This is a genomic window from Mesorhizobium sp. M1050 (assembly GCF_040318715.1).
Taxonomy (GTDB): domain Bacteria; phylum Pseudomonadota; class Alphaproteobacteria; order Rhizobiales; family Rhizobiaceae; genus Mesorhizobium.
This window is the reverse complement of sequence record NZ_JAMYMV010000149.1, coordinates 1-3,758: the sequence shown is the minus strand read 5'-3', so window position 1 is coordinate 3,758 and position 3,758 is coordinate 1. Positions and strand designations below refer to the sequence as shown.

At 63.4% G+C, this 3,758-nt stretch carries 4 protein-coding genes; all 4 read left to right on the top strand.

The window, feature by feature from the left end:
- The first annotated feature begins 143 nt into the window (after positions 1-143).
- The 4 genes from NKH57_RS33470 (at position 144) to NKH57_RS33455 (ending at position 3,688) form a co-directional block, all read left to right on the top strand.
- A complete protein-coding gene (locus NKH57_RS33470; protein ID WP_352950611.1) occupies positions 144-1,037 on the top strand; it encodes a sugar phosphate isomerase/epimerase family protein in 894 nt (297 codons plus the stop codon).
- Between the two features lie 357 nt (positions 1,038-1,394).
- Positions 1,395-1,748, top strand: a complete 354-nt coding sequence (locus NKH57_RS33465; protein WP_352950609.1) for a cupin domain-containing protein — start codon at positions 1,395-1,397, stop codon at positions 1,746-1,748.
- A 209-nt stretch (positions 1,749-1,957) separates the two neighbouring features.
- The gene (locus NKH57_RS33460; protein WP_352950607.1) at positions 1,958-3,466 is read left to right on the top strand and encodes a multicopper oxidase family protein; all 1,509 of its coding nucleotides are present in this window, start codon (positions 1,958-1,960) and stop codon (positions 3,464-3,466) included.
- 6 nt (positions 3,467-3,472) lie between these two features.
- Complete coding sequence (locus tag NKH57_RS33455) at positions 3,473-3,688, top strand: YqaA family protein (protein ID WP_502907371.1); 216 nt, start codon at positions 3,473-3,475, stop codon at positions 3,686-3,688.
- Positions 3,689-3,758 lie beyond the last annotated feature (70 nt).

Below are 3,758 nucleotides of genomic sequence, written 5' to 3'. Positions count from 1 at the left end.
CCCCCCCCCCCCCCCCCCCCCCCCCCCCCCCCCCCCCCCCCCCCCCCCCCCCCCCCCCCCCCCCCCCCCCCCCCCCCCCCCCCACGTCTTGTCCAGGCATCGGCTCCGCCTCTGGGTCCGATGTGCAGAAGCCGGAGACGATGATGTCACGTATTGGAATTCATTCTTTCGTCTGGTCGGCGAGCTCGGCGCAGGCCGATCTGGAACGAACGCTCGCCAACACCAAAGAGGCCGGCTTCGACCTGATCGAGTTCTCCTATCTCGACCCCGCCAATGTCGACATAAGCGGGCTTGCCAGGCGCATCGTCGATCTCGACCTGGGCGTCGCGATCAGCATCGGATTGCCTCGTGATGGCGACATTTCGAGCGCCGACGAGGCGATTGCCGCGCGTGGCGTCGAAATCCTCAGCGACACCATCGCGCTGACGCGCGATCTCGGCGGCCGGAAGGTCGCCGGCATTCTCTCGACCAGTCACGGACTGCAGGTCGAGGCGCCGACGCGCGATCAATGGCAGCGCAGCGCCGGCACGCTGGCGAAGGTCGCCGAGACGGCCAAGGCGGCCGGCGTCACGCTCAATCTCGAGATAGTCAACCGCTTCGAAAGCAACCTGCTCAACACCGCCGCGCAAGGGCTGGCGTTCATCGAGGATACCGGCTCGGACAACATCTTCCTGCATCTCGACACCTTTCACATGAACATCGAGGAGGCCGATGTCGGGCTGGCCATCCGCCATGCCGCAGATAAGATCGGCTATGTCCATATTGGCGAAAGCCATCGCGGCTTCCTCGGCACTGGCAATATCGACTTCGCCGCGATCTTCGATGCGCTCACGGCTATCGGCTACCGCGACGACCTCAGCTTCGAATCCTTCTCGTCGGAGATCGTCGATGAGAACCTGTCGAAGAAGACCGCCATCTGGCGCAATCTCTGGACGGACAACATGGCGCTGGCCAAGCACGCGCGCGCCTTCATCGGGCTCGGGCTGGAGACGGCAAGGCGCAAGGCCGAGCTGGTTTCGGCACGGCACAAACCCTAGGCCGTATCGCGGGCGCCTGGCGCCGCCAGGCAACGAACTCGGGTTAACGGGTTCCTTAGCCGGCGCGTTGGCTGACAGAGCATCAAACGAAAAACCCGCCTGTGCGGCGGGTCACTGGCGCAAATCAGCACCATGTCTAAATATCTACCATAGCTGAGGTCACGGAGTCAAGAAAAAATTCCTATCCTGCCGGTACGAAAGCTGCCGACACCGCCGAGCTGGCTGCCGTCAGGTTTTTTGTTAAGCTGAGTTCGGAGCCCTACTGGCGCCGGTGGCGGCATTGCCCGCGGCAGGTGCATCGGATATCTGACCCGTCCGGGCAAACAATGCCCATAACGCATAGACGGAGCCAAGGACATGACACGCAGCACGATCCTCAAATTCGGCGCCGTCGAGAACGCGGAACCCGGCGATCTGGCGGGCTGGGTCGTGGTCGAAGGCAAGCCGACCATGAAAACCGCCGTCCAGCACACGACCGAGGACGGCAAGGTGTTGTCGGGAACCTGGCAAGCGACGCCCGGCAGCTATCACGCGACCTACGCCGACTATGAGTTCGTGCACATGATCGCCGGCCGCATCATCATCACCCCCGACGGCGGCACGCCGGTCGAGGTGGGCCCCGGCGACGCCTTCGTCGTGGAAGCCGATTTCAAGCGAACCTGGAAGATCATCGAGCCGGTGACGAAGCATTTTGTCGTCAGGGTCGGCTAAGGCGGGCTGTTCGTGTGAGCCGCTGGCGGTTGGTGCCCATGGCGGGTCTTTGGCGCGATGGTTGCGCGGGCGGCTCGACCACGGACGAGTTCCAATGGCCATGATGCTGGGGCGACCAGATGGCCTAAACGCCGCATTGACCTGACCGGGTATCGGCAGTCCTCTTAGGATCGACCTCAGCGTTCAATGGCTGATCGAGGAGACGACAGATGCATCGACGCGGTTTTCTGGCGGCGGGTCTTGCGACGGTTCTTGTGAGCCAGCGCGCCATCGCCCAGATGAAGATGGACGACATGCCCGGCATGGATATGGGTGGCCACGCAGGCCACGACATGGGCGAGGCGCCGCAGAGCACGGTCGTGCTGCCGGAAGGAAAAGTGCTTCGCGACTTGCCCCGCCTTGCCAACGAAGCCGGCACCCCCGGCCTGTTCAAGGCGAAGCTGACGGCCCAGCGCGCCTCGGTGCGTTTTGCCGAAGGACTGGACACGCCGATCCTCGGCTATAACGGCACCAGCCCCGGGCCGCTGATCGAGGCGGTCGAGGGTGACCGGGTCGAGATCACCTTCGCGAACCGAATTCCTGAAGAGACGAGCACCATCCATTGGCATGGCATGCCGGTGCCCGCCGACCAGGACGGCAATCCGATGGACCCCGTCGCAACTGGCGCCGACCGCACCTACAGCTTCGACCTGCCGGAAGGCAGCGCGGGTTCGTACTGGTATCATCCGCATCCGCACGGCAAGACGGCCGAGCAAGTCTATCGCGGCCTTGCCGGCGCGTTCGTCGTCAAACCGAAAATCGATCCGATCCCGGCCGAATATGGCGATACGGTGCTGGTCTTCACCGACCTTCGCCTCGCCGCCGACGGCACGATGCCGGACAATACGATGACGGACCTGATGAACGGACGCGTCGGCGATCATGTGCTTGTCAACGGACAGAAGAATCCTCGGCTAGCAGTTCCCTTTGGCACGAAGCGGCGCTTCCGGCTTTACAATGCGACCAACGCGCGGTTCCTTCGACTTTCCTTCGATCAAGCCTCGATGATGATTATCGGAACGGACGGCGGCCTCTTGGAGGCACCGGTCGCAGCCAAGGAAATTCTTCTCAGTCCTGCGGAACGCCTTGAACTGATCGTGTCTTTCGACAAGCCCGGCCCTGACACGCTGTACACGCTCGATTACGATCGCGGCTGGATGGGCGCAGACCGTCCTGCCGATGCAGGCCTGACACTGCTCACGGTCAATGTTTCGAGGACGCCGGCCGAGCCGGTCCCGCCGCTGCCCGACAGGCTGCGGCCGATTGCGTTCCTCGGCGCTCCTGCCGTCAGCCGGCGCTTCGTGTTCACCGAAACCATGGCCATGAACGCCAGCGGCATGGAGATGGGGTTCCTGATCAACGGCGCGGCCTTCGACATGAACCGCATCGACATCGTCGCCAAGGCAGGACAAGTCGAGCTTTGGGAGATCGTCAACAAAGCGGACATGGACCACCCGTTCCATGTGCACGGGACGCAGTTCCAGGTGGTCGAGCACGAACGCGACGGCAAGGTCTCGAAACCTGCCTACCTTTCCTCGAAGGATACCGTCAATGTGGCACGCGGCGAAACGGTGCGGCTGCTGCTGCGCCAGGATCGGCCGGGGCCGAGGATGTATCACTGCCACATCCTCGAGCATGAGCAGCTGGGCATGATGGGCGTTGTCGACGTGCAGGCATAGGCCGAGGTGGCGGCGCTCTATGGCGCGCTGTTCATCAGCGCGTTCCTCGCCGCAACCATCCTGCCGGTCTCATCGGAAGTGGTGCTCGCCGGCCTGCTCGTCTCGGGTCGCGGCGATCCGGCGCTGCTCCTTGCGGTCGCCACAGTCGGCAACACACTCGGCTCCGTGGTGAACTGGATTCTGGGACGTGGCATCGACACGCTCCGAACTAGAGCGGAATGAATTGAGGCTGAATCGGCGTGGGATTCCCTTAGGCGTGCAAATCTGATTCAACCTTCATGCTGGGCAAGGA